At 70.6% G+C, this 18,754-nt stretch carries 19 protein-coding genes; 12 read left to right on the top strand and 7 right to left on the bottom strand.

Annotated elements, in window-relative coordinates:
• The 3 genes from VF665_RS08245 to VF665_RS08235 form a co-directional block, all read right to left on the bottom strand.
• On the bottom strand, positions 1-428 hold a 428-nt coding region (locus VF665_RS08245), incomplete at its 3' end, for a hypothetical protein (protein ID WP_331052934.1).
• Positions 429-616: 188 nt separating this feature from the next.
• Positions 617-1,399 carry a hypothetical protein gene (locus tag VF665_RS08240; protein WP_331052933.1) on the bottom strand — a complete coding sequence of 261 codons (783 nt, stop codon included), beginning with the start codon at positions 1,397-1,399 and terminating at the stop codon, positions 617-619.
• Positions 1,400-1,492: 93 nt separating this feature from the next.
• Positions 1,493-1,975 carry a hypothetical protein gene (locus tag VF665_RS08235; RefSeq protein WP_331052932.1) on the bottom strand — a complete coding sequence of 161 codons (483 nt, stop codon included), beginning with the start codon at positions 1,973-1,975 and terminating at the stop codon, positions 1,493-1,495.
• A gap of 459 nt (positions 1,976-2,434) precedes the next feature.
• Between VF665_RS08235 and VF665_RS08230 the strand changes: the two genes are divergently transcribed.
• The 3 genes from VF665_RS08230 to VF665_RS08220 all read left to right on the top strand — a co-directional run bounded on the left by VF665_RS08230 (position 2,435) and on the right by VF665_RS08220 (position 5,905).
• A complete protein-coding gene (locus VF665_RS08230) occupies positions 2,435-2,740 on the top strand; it encodes a hypothetical protein (RefSeq protein WP_331052931.1) in 306 nt (101 codons plus the stop codon).
• A 69-nt stretch (positions 2,741-2,809) separates the two neighbouring features.
• A complete protein-coding gene (locus VF665_RS08225; protein WP_331052930.1) occupies positions 2,810-4,450 on the top strand; it encodes a hypothetical protein in 1,641 nt (546 codons plus the stop codon).
• Between the two features lie 81 nt (positions 4,451-4,531).
• The gene (locus tag VF665_RS08220; RefSeq protein ID WP_331052929.1) at positions 4,532-5,905 is read left to right on the top strand and encodes a CopD family protein; all 1,374 of its coding nucleotides are present in this window, start codon (positions 4,532-4,534) and stop codon (positions 5,903-5,905) included.
• Between the two features lie 700 nt (positions 5,906-6,605).
• Here the strand turns inward: VF665_RS08220 and VF665_RS08215 are convergent.
• Together VF665_RS08215 and VF665_RS08210 are read right to left on the bottom strand one after the other, a co-directional pair.
• Positions 6,606-7,562, bottom strand: a complete 957-nt coding sequence (locus VF665_RS08215; RefSeq protein WP_414678391.1) for a TerC family protein — start codon at positions 7,560-7,562, stop codon at positions 6,606-6,608.
• A 381-nt stretch (positions 7,563-7,943) separates the two neighbouring features.
• Positions 7,944-9,065, bottom strand: a complete 1,122-nt coding sequence (locus tag VF665_RS08210; RefSeq protein ID WP_331052927.1) for a DUF2939 domain-containing protein — start codon at positions 9,063-9,065, stop codon at positions 7,944-7,946.
• 493 nt (positions 9,066-9,558) lie between these two features.
• Between VF665_RS08210 and thpR the strand changes: the two genes are divergently transcribed.
• The 4 genes from thpR (at position 9,559) to VF665_RS08190 (ending at position 11,864) form a co-directional block, all read left to right on the top strand.
• Positions 9,559-10,119 (top strand): RNA 2',3'-cyclic phosphodiesterase, encoded by a 561-nt coding sequence (thpR, locus tag VF665_RS08205; RefSeq protein ID WP_331052926.1) that lies wholly within the window; start codon positions 9,559-9,561, stop codon positions 10,117-10,119.
• Between the two features lie 87 nt (positions 10,120-10,206).
• Positions 10,207-10,986 carry an SDR family NAD(P)-dependent oxidoreductase gene (locus VF665_RS08200; RefSeq protein ID WP_331052925.1) on the top strand — a complete coding sequence of 260 codons (780 nt, stop codon included), beginning with the start codon at positions 10,207-10,209 and terminating at the stop codon, positions 10,984-10,986.
• A 51-nt stretch (positions 10,987-11,037) separates the two neighbouring features.
• Positions 11,038-11,409, top strand: a complete 372-nt coding sequence (locus VF665_RS08195; protein ID WP_331052924.1) for an OsmC family protein — start codon at positions 11,038-11,040, stop codon at positions 11,407-11,409.
• Positions 11,406-11,864, top strand: a complete 459-nt coding sequence (locus VF665_RS08190) for a DUF393 domain-containing protein (RefSeq protein ID WP_331052923.1) — start codon at positions 11,406-11,408, stop codon at positions 11,862-11,864. Before VF665_RS08195 ends, VF665_RS08190 begins: the two co-directional genes overlap by 4 nt.
• 584 nt (positions 11,865-12,448) lie before the next feature.
• Here VF665_RS08190 and VF665_RS08185 read toward each other — a convergent pair.
• The gene (locus tag VF665_RS08185; RefSeq protein WP_331052922.1) at positions 12,449-12,955 is read right to left on the bottom strand and encodes a carboxymuconolactone decarboxylase family protein; all 507 of its coding nucleotides are present in this window, start codon (positions 12,953-12,955) and stop codon (positions 12,449-12,451) included.
• A 107-nt stretch (positions 12,956-13,062) separates the two neighbouring features.
• On the opposite strand from VF665_RS08185, the gene sigJ reads away from it, so the two are divergent.
• Positions 13,063-14,019 carry an RNA polymerase sigma factor SigJ gene (gene sigJ, locus VF665_RS08180; protein WP_331052921.1) on the top strand — a complete coding sequence of 319 codons (957 nt, stop codon included), beginning with the start codon at positions 13,063-13,065 and terminating at the stop codon, positions 14,017-14,019.
• 331 nt (positions 14,020-14,350) lie between these two features.
• Here the strand turns inward: sigJ and VF665_RS08175 are convergent, their stop codons facing one another.
• Positions 14,351-16,186, bottom strand: coding sequence for a DegV family protein (locus VF665_RS08175; protein WP_331052920.1), 1,836 nt, complete (start codon positions 16,184-16,186; stop codon positions 14,351-14,353).
• 268 nt (positions 16,187-16,454) lie between these two features.
• Here VF665_RS08175 and VF665_RS08170 point away from each other — a divergent pair, with 268 nt between their 5' ends.
• From VF665_RS08170 to VF665_RS08155, 4 genes are read left to right on the top strand one after another with little or no spacing between them, the layout of a single operon-like run.
• Positions 16,455-17,354, top strand: coding sequence for a deoxyribonuclease IV (locus tag VF665_RS08170; RefSeq protein WP_331052919.1), 900 nt, complete (start codon positions 16,455-16,457; stop codon positions 17,352-17,354).
• Positions 17,351-17,869, top strand: coding sequence for a CAP domain-containing protein (locus VF665_RS08165; protein WP_331052918.1), 519 nt, complete (start codon positions 17,351-17,353; stop codon positions 17,867-17,869). Before VF665_RS08170 ends, VF665_RS08165 begins: the two co-directional genes overlap by 4 nt.
• Positions 17,866-18,138 carry a hypothetical protein gene (locus tag VF665_RS08160; RefSeq protein ID WP_331052917.1) on the top strand — a complete coding sequence of 91 codons (273 nt, stop codon included), beginning with the start codon at positions 17,866-17,868 and terminating at the stop codon, positions 18,136-18,138. Before VF665_RS08165 ends, VF665_RS08160 begins: the two co-directional genes overlap by 4 nt.
• Entirely contained in the window at positions 18,135-18,587 is a 453-nt protein-coding gene (locus tag VF665_RS08155; protein ID WP_331052916.1) for a YhcH/YjgK/YiaL family protein, read from the top strand. Before VF665_RS08160 ends, VF665_RS08155 begins: the two co-directional genes overlap by 4 nt.
• The last annotated feature ends 167 nt before the right edge of the window (positions 18,588-18,754 follow it).

Raw genomic sequence — 18,754 nt, 5'->3', positions numbered from 1 at the left:
TCCAGCCGCAGCAGCAGCGCCTGGTACAGCGCGATGGAGGCCTCGCGCAGCCGGCCTTCCGCGGCCAGGCGGCGCGCCTCCTCGTCCCAATCGTCCACGCCGCGGGGGCGGGTGGCGCGCGCCCTGGCCGCCTTCTCCGTGCGCAGCCCGGGGTCCGCCCGGGTGGCGCTCACCGCCGTCCACACCAGGTGCGCCAGAATGGCGATGGCGGCAATGGCCAGCCACGCAACGATGATGTAGAAGAGGATGGGCGAGGTGAAGCGCAGCGCCCGCACGGAGTCGAGCTGCTCCACCAGCCAGCGCAGCCCGCGGCCGAGGGTGTCCCACATGCGGTCCCAGATGGAGACCTGTTCCTGGGGATTGTACTCCGGGCGGCGGTACACGGCCTCCACCGCCCGGTGCACGGCCGCGCTGTCGGGAATGGGCATCAGCGGGCGCGCCGGGTGCGGGCGGCCCCCGCGGGCAGGGTGGGTCGTGTGGCCAGGAGCATGGAGCGGGGGCTTGGAAGGCCGCGGACGGGCGGGTCGCCGTGCAACGCCGCCAAGCTAAGGGCGCGCCGCCGCCGCGGTCAAACCACGGTGGCGGCGCGGGCGGCCGGGACGGGCGAAGCGAAGGGTCAGGCGCCGGCCAGGTTGGCGGCCAGCTGCACGTCCAGCGCTTCGGCGCGCACGCGGCGGTCATAGTACAGAATGACCGTGGCGGCGATGGAGAACGGATAGGTGATGGCGCTCAGGAGGGTGGAGACGGCGGCGCCGATGGCCGCGGACATGCTCCCGGGCTCCATTCCCATCATGGTGACGGCCTGCACCGCCCAGCCGGGCAGGCCGGCGATGAGTGCGGCGACGACCATCACCAGAAAGATGGGGCCCCACGCTCCCTTGGACAGCTCGTACGAGCGGCTCAGCGAGTCGCCTGCGCCGCGGCCCTCGATGACCACGGCGGGGACCACCCCGAACATCATGATCCACACGAAGATGGCGCCGATCAGGAACGCCACCGCGCCCAGCATGGTGCAGATGCCCACCAGGAACATGGCGCCCACCAGGCTCCAGAAGCGCGAGAACCCGTGCCGGATGCTGTCTCCCGCCGAAACCGGCTGCCCCATGTACGCGCGGCTGGCCTGGTACGTCAGGGCGCCGAGCATGGCGAACAGGCCGATCAGCCACACGGGCATGGCGAGCAGGGCCAACAGGGAGGCCACGAGCACGCCGCCCGCGTTGGCCTCGGCATCCGTGGCCATGCTGCTGGTCATCCATCCGCCCAGCAGCTGAATGAGGGCGAGGGGCACGTACAGCGCCATGGAGGTGGCCAGCATGGTGCCGAACTGGTTGCGGTACACCTTGAAGGCGCCGTCCAGGATCTCGCCGACGCTGAGGGGGCGGAGCGCGGGTACGTTCATCAGGAAACTCCAGAGGGGGGATGCGGGGAAGGAAACAGACGGACAACGGTATGGGCGCGGGCCGAATCCGTCAACTTCTCCACCCGTTTTCCGTCAGCGCAGCGTGACGGGAACCGTCCGGGAGGCGCCCTGGCCCATGGAGGCGTGGTCCGCGCCGGACCAGGCCAGCCGCAGCGTGGTGGGCCCGGCGGGCAGGCGGGGCAGGGTCCACCGGTACACCGTCCCACGGACGTGCGCCAGCTCCGTGGACGACGCCATCAGCTCCGTGCCGCCCACGAACAGGTGCAGGTGCCGGCCGCCCGCGTTCCACCCCATCGGCCCCAGCGTGAGCGGGGTTCCGGCGTCCAGCTCCACCACCAGCGGCTGCGCGGATTCCGTCCCGGGCGCGGGGCTCAGGATGCGCAGCGCGGGCACCGATGCGTCCGCCGTCCGCGCTCCGGTGTCCTGCGGGCCGCCCATGAGCGAGCGGATGAAGAAGACGAGCGCGAGCAGCAGCAGCGCGCCGCCCACGATCCCGAATACCCGGTCCGCCGTCGCGGTGTCCGACGCTGTCTTCTGCTCGGTGCGTATCTCCATCCGTCCCAGTCCGTTGGAAGCGAATCTCGCTGCTCGGTCGGGAATCTGGTGAGATCATGGCGGGGCGCAATCGGGAGATTCCCCGCATTCTCCGGCTGATCAGAAACAGCAACCGCGAGAATGCAGAGACGCAGAGAAAAGCACAGAGGAACAGAGGAAAAACCAGGGGAGCGACGAGTGGCTGGACGTTTGTCTGCTCCTCGATGGCAGTCCGGACCTCCTCGTTCTTCTCCGCGCGTCTGCGTGACGCCGCTCTGCTGCCTGCTCCGCGCCTCTTAAATGAGTGCCTGATCTATCTGATTGCGGAGCAACGGCTTGGGCACGCGGGATGCATGAGGTGCGCGCCGCCGGTTGCGCGGAGGCGGATACCCGTATACCCTATAGGCGATGAGGACGCTGATCACTCTCCTGCTTCTGGTGTGCTTCGGCACGACCCAGGCGGCGGCCGTGGAATGCCCGATGGCAGCCGCGACCGCCGGGCAGGACGCGTCCGCCCCGCACCACGCATCGCATCACGCCGGGCACGGCGCGGCGCACGCGCATCCTGACGCGCCCGCGCCGGACCATGACCACGATCCCGTCCGCCACGCCGCCACCGGGTGCGGCATCGCCATGTCGTGCGGCGTCTCGGCGCTGCCCGCGGCGCGCGCGGCGGCCCCGGCGTACGTCCCCGCATCTGCCGGAACCGCGGCCATCGCGGCCTCCGGCTACGCCTCGCACCATCCGGCCACCGAGCCGCCCCCTCCGCGACACCCCTCGGCCTGATCCAATCCACACCAGGCGCCTCTACGGTGGACGGCGCCGGATACGGCATTTTCGAGGGGTTCAGATACGATGTCCAGGCTGTTTTCAGCCGCGGTCCTGCTGGCGGGGATCGCGAGCCACGGCACGCTCGCCGCGCAGCACAACCACGCGGCGCAGCACGATACCGCCCACGCGGGCCACACCACCGTCACTCCCGCCGTCTGCGCGCGCATGCTGGCGGACACCACGCACCGCGTGGTGCGCGCGGACACGGCGCACCAGCGGGTCATGACGCAGTGCCGCCGCATGGCCGCGGATTCCGCCCGCCTCCGCACGCCCTCCGCGCCGCCGCCGCTCGCGGCGCCCGAGCACGCCACCATGCGCGCGGAGGAGCACGCGCGCATGCAGTCCACGCCTGCGCCCGCGCCGCACGACTACGCGGCGATGGACGCGCACGCGGGGCACGCCATGGGCGACACGGCGGACCACCGCAGCGGCGTTCCCGGCGCGGGGCACTCCATGTGGATGGCGCCTGTGGGCGGCGGGTGGAGCGTGATGGGGATGGCGCAGGCCTTCCCCATCGCCACCGCCGGGCTCGCGCCCCAGGACTCGCCGCTGAGGCGTACGGAGTTGTACCTTACGCAGCCCGCGGCCATGATCAACCTGCAGTCGCCCGGTTCGGCGCTGGTGCTGCGGACCACCCTCAACTTCGAGGGGATCACCCAGCCCGACGGCGAGCTTACCTTCGGCGGATGGGGCGAGGGGTTCATCGACCGGCGCCACCCGCACACCCTGCTGCACGAAGCGATGGTGAGCGCCAACCTGTGGCGCGCGGCGGGAGGATCGTTCTCCCTTTCCGCCGGCAAGGGCTTCGCGCCGTACGGAACGGACGATCCCATGTCGCGCCCCGTGGCCAAGTACCCCACCAACCACCACCTTTCGCAGATCCTGGAACGGTGGACGGTGAACGCGGTGTACCTGCGCGGGCCGTGGAGCGTGGAGGCGGGTCTGTTCGGCGGCGGGGAGCCGGAGAGGCCGTATGACTTCGGCAACATCGAAAGCTTTGGCGACTCGTGGTCCGCGCGCCTCATACGCCGCTTCGGGGGGACGGGGACGGGAGCGCCGTGGGAAGTCAGCGGCTCGTACGGCAGCGTGCGCGAGGTGCACCACGGGCACGGCGAGCGGACCGCGCTGCTGAACAGCTACGTCCGCCACGCGGGCGAGTACCGCTGGGGTTCCCTGTACGGCCTGGTGGAGGCGTCGCGCAGCGAGCCGCGCGGCGGCGAGGACGGCTACTGGGCGGTGCTGGGCGAGGCGATGGGCGGCGTGGGCAACGCGCGGCCCTACGCGCGTGTCGAGTACAGTACCCGGCCGGAGTACGAGCGCGAAGGCGGCGTGGACGACGACGATTTCTTTCGCTATCACTACGACGACGAGCCCATCGGCGCCACGCGGTGGCTGATCTCCACCGCCGGGTTCGGCTGGCAGCTCACGGGAGCGCCGGTGGCCACCATGCCCTTTGTAGAGGTGCAGCACTTCCGCGCGAGCGGGGAGCGCGGCGGCATCGATCCGCGCGACCTGTTCGGCGCCAGCCGGTTCTGGAGCGTTTCCGCTGGATTCCGCGTCTTTCTGGGATCCGCCGGCCCCATGCGCATGGGGAGCTACGGCGTCCTGGACGACATGACTTCGTCACACGGGCCGCATTCCGCGACGGGGATGGGCTCCCACTGACCGGGACTGATTCTGCGTTCCTTTTCTGACTTCCGGGGATGGGGCCGCCGCGCACTGCTGTGCGCGGCGGCCCTCGCCTGCGTGCTGCACGCCTCGCCCGCGGCGGCGCACACGCGGGTGGAGCGCACGCGTCCCGCCAACGGCGACACCGTACGGACGGAGCTGACCGTGGTCGGCATCCGCTTCAGCCGTCCCGTGCAGGCCTCGCTCACCACCCTCACCCTGCTGCGCGACGGCGTCTCCGTCCCCGTGCCGGCCGTGCGGATGGCGGACAGCACGGGGCACGAGTACGTGCTGGATACCGGCCCGCTCGCCGCTGGCGCGTACGAGGCGCGGTGGCGCACGGCCGGCGCGGACGGACACGTGCTCACCGGCACCTTCGCTTTCGTCGTCGCCGCCCCGGCGGTGGATTCGGCGGCGACGCCGGGAGCCCCCGCGGCGCCTCCCGTGGGCGTGGTGACGGCGGCGGCACCCAGCATGGTGACGGACACGGTGAGCGCGGCGCAGCCGGGCGCCACGGGCGTCGTGCATTCCGAGACGGAGCGGCCGCTGGCCGTCGCGCTGCGCTGGACCTGGTTTCTGGCGCTGCTGGGGATGATCGGCGTTCCCGCATTCCGCTTCGGAGTGCTGGCGCGCATCACCCGCGATCCGGCGCACGCGGCCACGGCGGCGCGCGCGGAGCTGGGGCTGGGGTTCATCGCCCTGGCCGCGGCCTCGCTTTCCGTCGTGGTGCTCTGCGGCCGCCTTCTTCTACAGGCGTCGGAGCTGGGGCTCACGGAGCAGGGGTGGAGCGGCGCCAACCTCACGGGGCTGCTGCTGCGCACCGGCTGGGGGCTGGCGTGGGTGCTTCAGGCCATCGCCACGCTCGCGTTCGTGACGGGAATGCTCGTCGTGCGGGCGCCGCACGGGCGCGCGGCGGGGTGGATGGGCGCGGGGGGGAGCGTGCTGCTGCTGGCCGCCGTTCCTTCCCTGTCCGGCCACGCGGCCGCCGTGGAGGGGTGGACGGCGATCGCCATTCTGAGCGACGCGCTGCACGTGCTGGGCGCGGGCGTGTGGCTGGGCTCACTGGCGATGCTGCTGGCCGTCGGCATTCCCGCCGCCCTCGCGAGCGGGGGCGACACGGAAGGCGTGGTGGCGGCCATGGCGAGGGCATTTTCGCGGATGGCGCTCGTGGCGGCCTCCACGGTGGCCGTCACGGGGGTGGCCAGCTCTCTGTTCCACATCGACCATCCGGACGACCTGTGGGACACCGGCTACGGCCGCGTGCTGGTGCTCAAGGTGGCGCTGCTGATCGGGGTGGCGGCGCTGGGCGCGCACAACTGGAAGAAGGTGGTTCCGGCGATGGGCGTGGATGGCGGCACGCGGCGCCTGCAGCGGTCCGCACGCGCGGAGCTGGCCCTGGCCGTCGTCGTCCTGTTCGTCACCGCGATCCTGGTCGCGCTGCCGACGCCCTGAGGCGCCTCGCCGTCGGCCCTGTGCAGGTGAAGTCTCCCCGTCTGTTCGGGGAGACTTTCCGCCGTTGTTGCGGCGACTTCAGTCGCTCAGCGGCCCGGCAACGGCGTCGCGCTGCGCGCGGGCCCCTCCCCTGCCCCTCCCCGCGCAAACAGCCGCGCGGAGAGGGGAGAACGGCGGATCCGTGCATTCCGGAAGGTGCCGGGCGTGCGGAGAGGCCCCCTCTCCCCGGCCCTCTCCCCCGCTGTCGCGGGAGAAAGGGAGACCTCGGCGCGACGGCTGAGGTCAGTGCCGAACTCCTGGTCTCGCGCCGGAGCATCCTCACGGCAGTATCGTGAGGCTTTCGGCGGTCGTTGCGGCGAGTTCATCGCTCCGCCGGTCCGGACCGACCCCGCCACCCGCGCCGAGCCCTCCGCCCGGTTGGTTGAAGCCCCGATCGTGGACGCGACAGCGGCCACGAGTGGGGGCTTACCGCTTCTTGAGTGGCGGATTCATCCGCTCAGGGAGCGCCGCGTTCGGCACCGAAATCCTCGTCGGCGCAGAAGCCAGCCTCACGGCAGTATCGTGAGGCTTTCAGCCGTTGTTGCGGCGGCTTCAGCCGCTCAGCACAGCCGAGGCTCGACTCGGCGCCTCCCATCCACGGCGACAGAAAACCGCCCTCCCCGGTGCTCGGGGAGGGCGGTTCTTTTCCGTCATGCCGGCGTCAGTGGATGGGCGCGGGAGCGCTGGGATCCACCGGGTCCAGCGGCGAGGGCACCGTCTCGTCCGCGGCGGGCGGGCGCAGCAGCGACAGCGCGATGCTCCCGCCGATCAGCGTGGCGATCACCGCCAGCGACACCACCGTGGGGATCTTGTACACGTCGAGCAGCAGCATCTTGGCCCCCACGAACACCAGCACCAGCGACAGACCGTACTTGAGGTACACGAACTTGGGGACGATGCCGGCCAGCAGAAAGTACATGCTCCGCAGCCCCAGAATCGCCATCACGTTGCTCGTATAGACGATGAACGGGTCCTTGGTGATGGCGAAGATGGCGGGAATGCTGTCCACCGCGAACACCAGGTCCGTGAACTCCACCAGCAGCAGCACCAGGAACAGCGGTGTGGCCACGCGCTTGCCGTTTTCCACCGTCCAGAACTTCTGCCCGTCGTACTTTTCGCTCAGCGGCAGGAACCGGCGCGCCATCTTTACGACGACGTTGTTCTCCGGGTCCATCTCCTCGTCCTTGCGCACCGCCATCTTGATGCCGGTAAAGAGCAGAATGGCGCCGAACACGTAGATGATCCAGTGCCACCGCTCCAACGCGTACGCACCCAGCCCAATGAAGGCGCCGCGCATGACCAGCGCGCCCAGGATGCCCCAGAACAGCACCCGGTGCTGGTAGATGCTGGGAACCGCGAAGTACGAAAAGATGATGGCGATGACAAAGATGTTGTCTACCGCCAGCGACTTTTCCACCAGGTAGCCCGTCAGGAACTCCAGCGCCGGCTGCCGGCCCGCGGTCACCAGGATCAGCGTGTTGAACAGCAGGGCCAGCGTGACCCACACCGCGCTCCACCCCGCCGCTTCCTTGAGCGACACCTCGTGCGCCTTCCGGTGAAAGACGCCCAGGTCCAGCGCCAGCATCACCAGTACGAGGGCGTTAAAGCCCACCCACATCCAGATCGAGTCCGCCACGGCGCACCTCCAATTTTCGCCGCGCAGGGGCACAAAAAAACGGACGAGCCCCCTACGACGCGTGAAACAGCGTGCGTAGTGGTCTCGCCCCAGCCCGGTTTCCCGGTCATCCGCGCGTCCGGGAGCACGACAGGTGCTCCGTATTGACGTCCGCGCGCTCCGGCGCATTGGCGCCGGCAGGCTACTCCCCATTACAGGAGCAAGGGTAACGGCGAAATCCGGGCCGGTCAATGCCCGTGATCAGGTTTGTCCAGCGTACCCGTCCGGCTCCTCCGGACGATCGCGGCGGGCGATCCGGCGCTGAAGAAGACGGCAGCTCTCCGCGCGGAGGCCTCCGTTTGCGCGGCGCAGGCCGTTGCGGCGTCAGCTTTTGGCCGTCGCGGCGGCGGGAGCGCTGGTCAGCGGAGCCGGATGTTCGTCGCGCCAGTCCATGTACTCCTGCCAGTCCTCCAGCTCCGCCACGTAGTGCGAGTCGTTGTCCATCGTGACAAACACGTTACGAACGCGGGGCGTGAGGGTGCCGAACCGCAGCGTGCCGTGCCAGGGAACGTATCCGTTGTATTCCACCATGATGGAGGTGGCGAGCACCGTCTGCCCCGGCGCGATGCGGTCGAAGCTGTGCGGCCTGGCGTTCTCCTGGTCGATGGGCTCGCCCAGGTACTCCAGGTCCACCGCCACGCCGGTGAGCGTGTCGCGCCCCGTGTTGGTGACGGGCACCACGATCTCCATGAACTCGCCGGAGTACAGCTGTGGCGTCAGGCGCACCCGCGGCTCGCCCAGGCGCACGGTGGCTGTCAGCCAGTCGCGGATGGAGCGGTTCTCGGCGGCCAGGCGCGCCTGCTGCAGCCGCGAAACGCGCGTCAGGTACTCGCGCGCGTTGTCGATGCGCACCACGCGCCAGCCGTCCGCGCCGCGCTCCATGCGCAGCCGCAGCGTGAGCGGCGCGTTCAGCACGGAGTCGTGCAGATGCACCTCCGCGGTCGCCAGCGGCCCGCTCTGGCGGACTGCGCCCAGCCCGGTAACGCGCGGCGGGCGGCCCATGGTTCCGCGCGCCAGGTGGCCGAAGTGCACCTTGCCCCGCTCCTCCGCCGGCGCGGCGAACAGGCTGTCCATGGCGCCCTGTTCCACCGCGCGCAGCAGGTTTACGCGCGCCGTGGACACCATCGCGGGCTTCACCTTGTCCAGCATCTCCATCCCCGCCGAGATCCCCAGCATGCGCGCACCGCTCCGGCCCGCCGCGTCGGCCAGCGTGGTCGACGCCCAGTAGCCGATCAGCTCATCCGTGGCGGCAGAGGATAGCTGGTCCACGTCCACCCGCCGCTCGAACGCCGTGCGGTCATGCTCGTGGATGGCGCGCGCCGCCTGCGCCAGCGCGTACGCCGGGCTGGTGCGGTGGCGGTGGACGATGACGCCCGCCACGCCCGCCCCGAGCACGACGAGCACGGGGATGCCGATGGAGAGAATGCGCCTGCGGAGTGGGGTCATTGGGGTGGATCCGTGGGTGATGGTGCACTGCAAGCCGATGCCGGGCAGTGACATACGAGGGATCGTGGAAAAAAGATGCAGCGCGCCGCTCCGCGCGCCCCGGCGCGGCGGAGTGCACCCCGTCTGGCCCCCGATCTGCTGAGCGGAGTGCCCGGACGTTGGCCCCCGCCCCGGCCCATCCGCGTCATCGTGAAGGAGCAGCGCGCGGCGGCCTCCAGACGCGCCGCGCTTTGTGCGACTGAAGGATCCCGGGCCGAAGCGTCCGCCGAGCCGCGGGCCGGCGTGGCGCGCTACCGACTCTCCCACTCGCCCGCGGGGTGCGGGGAACGCCACGCAACCGGGCGTGCACGGGATGGTCGTCCGCGGGATTCTTCAGTCAGTGCCCGACTGCGAGGGCCCGCATACCCCGCGCGGCGCCTCGTTCGGAAAGGCGAGGTGCGGGCGGGTGCCGGCAAGCGGCGGATGGTGCGAAACCGAGAGGCGAGGAGCGGAGATGGCGGATGGGGGGACGGAGCGGCTGTTCGTGGCGGTCGCGCTCACGGAGGAGGCGCGCGCGGCCATCGCGGCGCACCTGCGCGCGTCGTTGCCGGGCGGGGTTCCGGGGCGCGTGCCGCCGGCGGCCAACTGGCACTTGACCATGCGCTTTCTGGGCGCCGCCAGCCGCGCGGAGCGGAACACGGTGCGCGGTGCACTGGCCGCGGCGGACCTCGGCCCCGCGTTCGACCTGGTCTTCGGCGGGCTGGGCGCGTTTCCCAATCCCCGCCGCGCGCGGGTGCTCTGGCTGGGCGTGGACGAGGGCGCGGACCGCCTGCGCGACCTGGCCGCGACCGCCGAATCCGCCGCGCGGAGCGCCGGCTTTGCGCCGGAGGAAAAGCGCTTCACGCCGCACCTTACCCTCAGCCGCATGCAGCCCGCGCGCCCGGTGGCCGACGAGGTGGCGCGCGTGCCGCCGCTGGGGCTGCGGATGCCCGTGCGCGAGCTGGTCATCTACCGGAGCCACCTGGGCGGCGGCCCCGCGCGGTACGAGGCGGTGGAGCACTTCGCCCTGCGGTGACGCCCTCCGTGCGGCGGTGCCACGGAGCTTGCGTCAGCAGGCGCGCTCGCGGACGGCGGGGCAACGGACGAGACGGGAGACGAAGCGATGCAGCTCAAGGACAAGGTGGCGCTGGTGACGGGCGGCGGCGAAGGGATTGGCAAGGCCACGGCGGTGCTCTTTGCCGAGCAGGGCGCGCGGGTGGCCGTCCTGGGCCGCCATCGCGAAAACCTGGACCCCGTGGTGGAGCAGATCCAGAAGGACGGCGGCGAGGCCATGGCCGTGTGCGCCGACATCTCCGATCCCAAGGAGATGCAGGCCGCCATCGCCCAGATCGTGGAGCGGTGGAACCGGCTGGACGTGGTGTTCGCCAACGCCGGCGTGAACGGGGTATGGGCGCCGCTGGAGGAACTGGAGCCGGAGGAGTGGGACAACACGCTGTCCATCAACCTCAAGGGCACCTTTCTGACGGTGAAGTACGCGGTGCCGCACCTCAAGAAGGCGGGCGGATCGGTGATCGTGAACGCGTCCATCAACGGCACGCGCATCTTCAGCAACACGGGGGCAACGGCGTACTCGTCCAGCAAGGCGGGGCAGGTGGCGTTCACCAAGATGGTGGCGCTGGAGCTTGCCCCGTGGAAGGTGCGGGTGAACGTGATCTGCCCGGGCGCCATCGAAAGCAACATCGACGACAACACCGAGCGCCGCGACCTGGACAAGGTGCAGATGCCGGTGGAGTTTCCCGAGGGCAACCAGCCGCTGGAGCACGCGCCCGGCAAGGCCCGGCAGGTGGCACAGTTGGTGCTTTTTCTGGCTTCGGACCTGTCTGACCACATCACCGGAACGGAGATCTGGGTGGATGGTGCCGAATCGCTGATCAAGGGGTAGAATGGTCCGGCGCCCCGCGCGGTGCGGGGCACAACCGGAAGACGAGGCCCAGTGAAGATCACATTGCTGTCCGATTCGCGGATCCGCCTGGACGGAGGGGCGGGTCCGCTCTCCGTAGAGGCGGATTCGGCGGAGATGCAGTATTCGCCCTTTCACATGCTGGCCAGCGGCCTGGCCACGTGCACGCACTCGGTGCTGGCGTCGTGGGCCCTGCACGCCAAGATTCCCGCGGACGACCTGGTGCTGGAGGTGGGGTGGAGCTTTGTGGAGGACCCCCACCGCGTGGGCGCCATGGACGTGGAGATCGTGTGGCCGTCGCTCCCCGCGGAGCGAAAGGCCGCCGCCACCCGCGCGGCCGCCCTGTGCACCGTTACGCGCACGTTCGAGAACCCGCCCACGGTGGGCTTGGAGGTAAAGCCATGAGCATTCCCGTGGTCCACTTCAACTTCGGCGGCGTGCAGAGCACGGCGGCCGGGCTGGGGCGGCCGTACACGGTGGTGTACGACGGCGCCTGCAAGGTGTGCACGCGCCTGGTGCGCCTGCTGACCGCGTGGGACAAGAAGCGCCAGCTGGAGCTGATTCCCTTTCAGAACACGACGGTGCTGGACCGCTTTCCGTGGATTCCCAGCAGCGCGTACGCCGAGGCCATGCAGGTGATCGGGCCGGGGGGGCAGACGTGGCAGGGCGGGGATGCGGTGGAAAAGCTGCTGGAGATTCTGCCGTTTGGCGGGGTGTTCGGGTGGGCGTTCAGCGTGCCCGGGTTCGGCGGCCTTTTCGCGCGCTTCTACAAGTGGTTCGCCCGCAACCGCTACCGCTTCGGCTGCGGCGAACACTGCCAGATCCGCCCGCTGAACATCGACTTCGGCGAAGAGCGCTGACCGGCGCGCGGGAAGACTTTTGACAGAACGGCCCGGCTTGATGCCGGGCCGTTCTGCGTTCGGGGCAGACTTCGCCGTGCGCATGCCGGCGTTGTGCACGCCCACGCCTCGCCAACGGATCGCGATCAGGTGGCATCGGCGCACGGCATGCCACGGCGCTGCACGGATGGTTTGTGCCGCCGGCCGTCTCTGCGCGTGGAAGCGTGGACGCCGTTCGGGATGAGGCGCCTCGATCCACCTTTCCGAACGTTCAGAGTCGGGCGCCTGCCGCCCCGCTCCACACCCGCCCGGCCATGCCGATGGTTGCGCTCGCGCTGAGTTTTCCGCGTTTTTCGGGAGAGCATGTGATCGCGGCCCGGACGGAATTCGCGAAGCTTTTCCGAATCCTTCCGAAGAGCGCGCGACGGTGGACGGAGCCGATGCGTCGGCCTCACCACCTGATCGCGTCCCTTTTCTGGAGACGCCTGTGCGCGGCGGGAAGCGTGCGAGTGACGCTGACCGACGGGGGACGGATCGAGAGCGGAACGGCGCCGGCCCGCGGAGGACCGGCGCCGTTCTGCTCGTACCGAATCCGGGAATGCGCGTCAGGCGAGCGGCGGCTGGCCGACGGGGACGCGGAAGGTGATGGCGAGCCGGTTCCAGCCGTTGATGGCCACCACAGCCATGGTGAGCTTCACCAGTTCCGCCTCGCTGAAGTGCGCGGATGCCTCGGCGTACAGCGCGTCGGACACGCCGCCGTCGCCAATGCGCGTCACGGCCTCCGTCCACGCCAGCGCCGCGCGTTCCCGCGGGGAAAAGAACGGCGTCTCGCGCCACACGGGGACCGCGTACAGGCGCCGCTCGGCCTCGCCCGCCTGCCGCGCGTGCGTGGTGTGCATGTCCACGCAGTACGCGCAGCCGTTCATTACGCTCGCGCGGAGCTTGACGAGGTTGATGAGTGACTCCTCAAGCCCGCTGCCCAGCACGTACTTTTCCAGGCCGTACTGCGCCTGCACCGCCCTGGGGTCGATGCGCTGGTAGTTGAGCCGCGCGGCGTGCCGCGTATCCGTGGCCGCGGCCTCGGCGGGTGCGGCAAGGTCGGTCTGCGTCATCGTCGTGTTCTCCAGAATCCGGGAAGTGCTGGGCCGGCCGTTTGTCCGGCCCCTGCATTGGAGACGGAGCCCGCGCCGAGTTGTGACAGCGGACCGCGACGGGTATCGTGGAAGGCGAAACCGCCGCGCTCGCGCGGCGCATCCGCGATCCTGGAGCGACGCACGACATGACGGTGAACGACGATCTCGCGGCCGCCGCGCCGGAGGTGATGCGGCACCGGCCCCGGCTGCTGGGGCTGGGATACCGCATGCTGGGCGACGTGCAGGAAGCGGAAGACGTGGTTCAGGAGGCGTACCTGCGCTGGTTTCAGGACGGGCGGGAGGACGTGCTGTCGCCCGAGGCGTGGCTGGTGACGGTGGTGACGCGCCTGTCGGTGGACCGGCTGCGCAAGGCGCAGACGTCGCGCATCAGCTACGTGGGCCCGTGGCTTCCCGAACCGGTGGCCACGGAACCGCCGCCGGACGCGGGGACGGAGCAGGCGTCCGACCTGTCCATCGCCATGCTGATGCTGCTGGAGCGGCTGGCGCCGGAGGAGCGCGCCATCTTTCTTCTGCGCGACGTGTTTGACGCGGAGTACGGCGAGATCGCGCGGATCATGGGGCGCAGCGAGCCTTCCGTGAGGCAGGCGGTGCACCGGGCGCGCGAGCGGGTGCGCGGCGGCCGCACGCGGTTCGCGGCGCCAGCGGACGTGCAGGGCGAGCTGCTGCGCCGCTTTCGCGAAGCGCTGGCCGCGGACGACCGCGAGGCGGTGCTCGCGCTTCTGGCGCCGGACGTGACGTTCACCAGCGACGGCGGCGGCATGGTGAACGCGGCGCGCAACGTGATCGTGGGCGCCGACCGCGTAATGCGCCTGATCCTGGGCGTGGAGCGCAAGTTCTACGGAGGCACGACGGAGCGGTGGATTCAGCTGAACGGCGAGCCCACGCTGGTGCGGCTGCACGACGGGGAGATCGTGCAGACGGTGTCGATTGCGACGGACGGCGAGCGCATCACGGCCTTTTACATCGTGATGAACCCGCACAAGCTGCGCGGCCTGGCCAGCGGCCCCCGCGCCATCGAGTAGCCGCCGGACGCGCACGGACGACGGAAAACGAGCACCGCCCCCGGCCGTCAGGCCGGGGGCGGTGCGTTTCGCTTTCGGCGTTCGCCGCCGCAGTTGCGTGAGGGATTCGCGCCCGCAGGGCCGAGACACCGGAGCGGCGGGGGCAACAGCCGTATCGTTGCCCCTGCCGCGGAGGAGGCTCGGCGCCGTTAGGCACAGTTGTATCGTGCCTTACGGCGCGCGAAGCCCGGCCCCGCGCAGCGGGGACACGCCCTGAACTGCAGTCCCCAAGTGCCCAGTTTCAAAGTGCCCAGTATCCAGTCCCCAGTGCCCGGGACCCGAAGTCAGAACCTCAGTCCTCCACCAGGTACGCGATGCCCCAGGCGCCTTCGCCCGCGTGCGTCCCGATGATGGGCGTTCCCGCGGCGGTGACCACGTCCGTGTCGCGGCCGTAGCGCGCCCGGATCTCGTGCGTCACGGGCACCAGCACGTCCGACGCCGCCACGTGCATGATGCCGAAGCGCACCTTCTTGACCCCCTTGGGCACCTTGCGCTCCAGGATCTCCAGCATGCGCGGCATCATGTTCTTTCGGCCGCGCACCTTGTCGATGGGAACCAGCTTGCCCGACGCGTCGATGTCCAGCACGGGCTTGATGTCCAGCAGGCTGCCCAGCCACGCCTTGCCGCGCCCCACCCGCCCCGACGCCAGCGCCCGCTCGAACGTGTCCAGCACGATGAAGAAGCCCGACTGCGCGCGGATGCGCTCCAGCTCCGCCACGATGCGGTCCGGCTCCCACCCCAGCTCGCCCAGCTCGCTGGCCTTGAGCGCCAGCAGCCCCTGCAGCAGCGAGCCGCCGCGGCTGTCCACCAGGTGCACCGGCACGTCGTCCTCACCGCGGTGCTTGAGCGCCGCCTGCGCCGAGGCGTACGTCCCCGACAGCGCGGAGGACAGCAGGACGGCGATCACGTTCTCGCCCTCCTCCGACGCGCGGCGGAAGCCTTCCAGGAAGGCGGCCGGCGCGGGCTGCGACGTGCTGGGGTGCGCGCCCTTGCGCAGCTGGTCCACGAACTGTTCGGCGCTGATGTCCAGCCGGTCGCGGTACGCCTTGTCTTCAAAGATCAGGTTCAGCGGCACCAGGTGCATGCCGTGGGCGCGCACGATGTCGTCCGGCAGGTCGCACGCGGTGTCCACCACGACGGAGATGGGGCGCCGCGCCAGCATCATGTGCCCGGCGGCGGAGCGCTCGGCCACCGCGTGCTGGGCGTGCATGTCTTCCGCCTTCTTGGTCGCCAGTTCGCCAAAGCCGCGCAGATACGTGAACACCTCGTCTGGCTGGTCGGTGTGCACGTGGATCTTGAGCAGGTCGTTGCTGCGGATGACAACCAGCGAGTCGCCCCGCTCGCGCAGCCAGGCCTGCACCGTCTCCTGCGTGGGCAGGCTGCTGCCGCGCACCAGCGCCTCGGTGCAGAAGCGATATTTTTCGCTTTCCGCCGAGTACGCGGCCTGCGCCGCGGCGAACACCGGCACCTCGCCGTCCGCCTCGAAGTTGGGTGCGTCGGGGAGCGCCACCAGCGGGTCGCCGCTCATGTAGCCGGCAATGCCCTCCAGCACGTGCACAAAGCCCTTGGCGCCCGCGTCCACCACCCCCGCCGCCTTGAGCGCGGGGAGAAGCTCCGGCGTGCCGGCCAGCGCCTCGCGCGCCTTGACCAGCAGCTGCTCGAAGAGGACCACGAAGTCCGACCCCTGCAGCCGCTCCGCCTCGTCGCTGATGGCGCGCATGATGGTGATCATGGTGCCTTCCACCGGCTTTTCCAGCGCGCGGTACACGTGCTCGGTGGCGCTGCGCAGCACCTGGCCGAACTCGCTGACGCGCAGCCGCGTGCGGTCGCCGATGGCGTCGCTGAAGCCCAGCAGAAAGTGCGAAAGGATCATTCCGCAGTTGCCGCGCGCGCCCAGGATGCCGGCTTCCGCCGCCACCTTGGCCACCGCACCCACACTGCTGTCGCGGTTGTGGCGCAGGTGGTCGGCAATGGAGCTCACGGTGAGCGCCAGGTTGGTGCCGGTGTCGCCGTCGGGGACGGGGAACACGTTGATGCGGTTGAGGTCCGCCCGGTGGCGCTGAACGTACTGCGCCGAGACGATCAGGGCCTCGCGGAGGCCGGTACCGTCAAGAAACGTAGCTTTCATGCCGAAAAGATAGCTCGCGGTCGGAGCGGAGGCCAGCGGCGGCGGCGTGCGGCGGCCCTGGCCCGTGCGCCCGCGCCCCGGAAGCCGGGTGCGCGGAGGCGGGCGGGGGTGCGGAGTGTGCGGCCCGCAACCTGCCGCCATCACCCACGTTCGTGCAAGGTTCGGGCACGCGGTTCGCCGCCGGCCCCCCTCGCGCGGCCCCCTCCGGCCGCGCTACCATCCCCGTCCGCGGCGGGGCGGCCGCACTTTCACCACACCAGCCATCCACATGCCGAAACACGTCCTGGGCGCGCACACGGTCGACAACGGCGGAATCCACATGGCGGCGCTGCGGGCCGGCGCCGCCGGGTTCACGGGCCTGCAGTGCTTTACCGCCATCCCCAAATTCTACGGCGACAAGAGCACCATCAAGCCGGAGCGGGTGGAGCGCTTTGGCCGCGCGCTGGACGAGGCCGGCATCCCCGCGAAGAACGTGGTCGTCCACGCCGCCTACGTGCTGAGCGTCGCCACCGCGGAGCCGGACAAGTGGGAGCGCGCCGCGGCCGGGCTGGCCAAGGAGATGGAGCGCTCCACCACGCTGGGCGTGGGCGCCGTCTGCTTTCACCCCGGGTCCGCCACGGACGGCGATCCCAAGGCGGCGGCCGAGCGGGTAGCGAAGGCCATCACCCACGCGCTGCGCTCGGTGGACGGCAGGACGCGCCTGCTGGTGGAGAACACCGCCGGCGCGGGAAAGACCGTCGGGCGCACGGCGGAGGAGGTCGCCGACATCCTGCGCCACGTCCCGGACGAGCTGCGGGAGCGGACGGGGTACGGGCTGGACACCTGCCACCTGTTCGCCAGCGGCTGGGCCATCCACGAATCGGCCAAGCGGCAGAAGGAGATTCTGGACGAGTGGGAGCAGACCACGGGCGAGCGCCCCGGCTTCTTTCACCTGAACGACAGCGAGGGCGCGTTCGCCAGCAACAAGGACCGCCACATGCTGCTGGGCGACGGGCAGATCGGCGCGGAGCCGTTCCGGTGGCTGCTGGCGGACCCGCGCAGCAAGGGCATTCCGCTGATTCTGGAAACGCCGCAGCAGAACTACGAGATCGCGGACGACGACGCCTCCGCCGACCCGTACGACCTGCGGATGATGGAACTGCTCACCTCGCTGGAGGCGAAGCGATGACGTTCGGCCGATGGGCGGCGGCGGCGCTGCTGGTGCTCCCCGCCTGCGCCCCCGCGGCGGGGACGGGGACGACGGCGCCGGCGGGCGGGCGGACGGGGGATGCGCGGCCCGTGGCGGACGCGCCGTTCACCGGGCCCGCGGCGCTTCAGCATCTTGCGGCGGCGGTGAACCGGCACCGCGCTTCGGTGGGGTGCGGGCCGCTGGAGTGGATGCCGGAGGCGGCCCGCGTGGCGCAGGCGCACAGCGACGACATGGCGCGCCGCAACTACTTCAGCCACACCACGCCGGAAGGGCGCTCGCCCATGAGCCGGCTGCAGCAGGCGGGCGTGCGCTTTCAGCGCACGGGCGAGAACATCGCCAACACCCCCGGTGGGCCGGACGACGCGCTGCGCCTGTGGCGGGCCAGCCCGGGGCACCGGCAGATCCTGGAGGACTGCGCGTACACGCACCACGGCATCGGCGAGCGCAACGGCCGGTGGACGCACGTGTTCCTTACGCCGCCGGGGGAGCGATGAGCGACCTGATCCGCCAGCGGCGGGCCAACCGCGCGCGCTTTCTGGAGGCGCTGTACCGCTGCAGTGAGGAGCAGGCGACGGAGTACGTGGACGGCTACGAGATCGCGGACGAGCTGGGGATCGAGCGGACGGACGCGGAGCGCATCGTCCGCTACCTGGAGGACCACGGATTCGCGGCCAAGACGGGGCGCACGGGAATGGTGGTGCGCATCACCGCCCCGGGGATCGACGAGGTGGAGCGCCGCCTGGCGCCGGAGGACGCCGAATGATCCTCACCTCTCTGGCGGCGAGCGCGCCGTACGAGGTGCTGGGACCGCGCGTTGCCGCCGGCCTGCGCTGGCTGCGCTCCGTGGACGGGACGATCGCGGACGGCCGCCACGAGATCGACGGGGACGACGTGTTTGCGCTCGTGGCGAGGTACGAGACGGGGCCGTCGACGGAGAAGCGGTTCGAGGCGCACCGCGTGTACGTGGACCTGCAGTACGTGGCGGAGGGGAGCGAGCGCATTCTGCACGCGCCCGCCGCGGCGATGCAGGTGGAGGTGCCGTACGCGGCGGAAAACGACATCGTCTGGTTTGCCGAGCCGCCCTTTGCCAGCTCGCTGCTGATGCGCGCCGGCAACCTCGCCATCTTGCATCCGGACGACGCGCACAAGCCCGGGTGCATGGCGGGCGGAAGGCACGCGGTCACCAAGATCGTGGTGAAGGTGCGGCTGTAGGGTCCGGGGTCCGGGGCGGCCGGATGGATGGGTGTCGGATGGATAGGGGGGATGGAGGGCGGGCACGGTTCCGGTTTCGTGAACAGGGCTGGCCGGCTGAGCGAATGAATTCGCCGCAACAACTGCGGAAAGTCCCCCCAAACGGACGGGGGGACTTCACCTGCACG

Source organism: Longimicrobium sp. (assembly GCF_036387355.1).
Lineage (GTDB): Bacteria > Gemmatimonadota > Gemmatimonadetes > Longimicrobiales > Longimicrobiaceae > Longimicrobium.
This window is presented reverse-complemented; position numbering and strand designations above follow the sequence as displayed.

Coding starts and splice junctions, on each gene's coding strand:
- VF665_RS08200 (WP_331052925.1), top strand. CDS start 10,207: ATGCAGCTCAAGGACAAGGTGGCGCTGGTGACGGGCGGCGGCGAAGGG.
- VF665_RS08235 (WP_331052932.1), bottom strand. CDS start 1,975: ATGGAGATACGCACCGAGCAGAAGACAGCGTCGGACACCGCGACGGCG.
- VF665_RS08215 (WP_414678391.1), bottom strand. CDS start 7,562: ATGTGGGTGGGCTTTAACGCCCTCGTACTGGTGATGCTGGCGCTGGAC.
- VF665_RS08240 (WP_331052933.1), bottom strand. CDS start 1,399: ATGAACGTACCCGCGCTCCGCCCCCTCAGCGTCGGCGAGATCCTGGAC.
- VF665_RS08225 (WP_331052930.1), top strand. CDS start 2,810: ATGTCCAGGCTGTTTTCAGCCGCGGTCCTGCTGGCGGGGATCGCGAGC.
- VF665_RS08165 (WP_331052918.1), top strand. CDS start 17,351: ATGACGTTCGGCCGATGGGCGGCGGCGGCGCTGCTGGTGCTCCCCGCC.
- VF665_RS08170 (WP_331052919.1), top strand. CDS start 16,455: ATGCCGAAACACGTCCTGGGCGCGCACACGGTCGACAACGGCGGAATC.
- VF665_RS08185 (WP_331052922.1), bottom strand. CDS start 12,955: ATGACGCAGACCGACCTTGCCGCACCCGCCGAGGCCGCGGCCACGGAT.
- VF665_RS08190 (WP_331052923.1), top strand. CDS start 11,406: ATGAGCATTCCCGTGGTCCACTTCAACTTCGGCGGCGTGCAGAGCACG.
- VF665_RS08230 (WP_331052931.1), top strand. CDS start 2,435: ATGGCAGCCGCGACCGCCGGGCAGGACGCGTCCGCCCCGCACCACGCA.
- VF665_RS08160 (WP_331052917.1), top strand. CDS start 17,866: ATGAGCGACCTGATCCGCCAGCGGCGGGCCAACCGCGCGCGCTTTCTG.
- thpR (WP_331052926.1), top strand. CDS start 9,559: ATGGCGGATGGGGGGACGGAGCGGCTGTTCGTGGCGGTCGCGCTCACG.
- VF665_RS08210 (WP_331052927.1), bottom strand. CDS start 9,065: ATGACCCCACTCCGCAGGCGCATTCTCTCCATCGGCATCCCCGTGCTC.
- VF665_RS08175 (WP_331052920.1), bottom strand. CDS start 16,186: ATGAAAGCTACGTTTCTTGACGGTACCGGCCTCCGCGAGGCCCTGATC.
- VF665_RS08155 (WP_331052916.1), top strand. CDS start 18,135: ATGATCCTCACCTCTCTGGCGGCGAGCGCGCCGTACGAGGTGCTGGGA.